Source organism: Companilactobacillus kimchiensis (assembly GCF_001438805.1).
GTDB classification, from domain to species: domain Bacteria; phylum Bacillota; class Bacilli; order Lactobacillales; family Lactobacillaceae; genus Companilactobacillus; species Companilactobacillus kimchiensis.
In genome coordinates this window covers 1-738 of sequence record NZ_JQCF01000064.1, presented here as the reverse complement: position 1 = coordinate 738, position 738 = coordinate 1, and the positions used below count along the sequence as shown (strand labels likewise).

The following is a 738-nucleotide window of genomic DNA, read 5'->3' as shown; positions in this document are numbered from 1 at the left end:
ATTAATAACTCTTTTCGATATTGGAGGTGGAGACGGTGCGAAGATCGCAGAAAACAGAGCAAAAAGCTGACCATCTGAAGATGATAAGTTTGGAAAATCGAAAGCAATCAGAGGCGCGTAGTACCGCCTCTGGTGAATGTACGATAAAGAGTGGCATTTCATTTAAAGAACTAGTTTTAAATAGAGATAATCTTAATCAAGCTTATTTACGTGTTTATAGAAACAAAGGGTCTCAAGGAATAGATGGCATGACCGTTTATGAGCTATTGGATTATCTTAAGGAAAATAAATCTCAGGTAGTCCAATCATTGAGTGACCTTTCATATAAACCAAGCCCTGTCAGGCGAGTAGAAATACCAAAACCTGATGGAACCAAACGTAAATTGGGAGTACCAACGGTCGTTGACCGTATGGTACAACAGGCAATTGCGCAAGCAATGACTCCTGTTTTTGAAAGAGTATTTTCTGACAATAGTTTTGGTTTCAGACCTAATCGGAGTGCTCATGATGCCATAAAACGCGTCACGGAATTTTATAATCAAGGCTATCACTATGTGATAGATCTTGATTTAAAGTCGTACTTTGACACGGTCAACCATGATTTACTCATGAAATTCATCAAGCAATATATCGATGATGAATGGTTATTGAGAATGATTCGTAAATTCTTAACTAGTGGGGTAATGGACGGAAAATTGTTTCAAAAGTCTGAGAAAGGAACGCCACAAGGTGGCAACC

1 protein-coding gene is annotated in these 738 nt (G+C 38.5%); it reads left to right on the top strand.

Going from position 1 to position 738, the window contains the following annotated elements; genetic code table 11:
* Window positions 1–35: 35 nt before the first annotated feature.
* The coding region (locus IV57_RS12870) for a reverse transcriptase domain-containing protein (protein WP_269083234.1) at window positions 36–738 on the top strand (703 nt) is incomplete at its 3' end.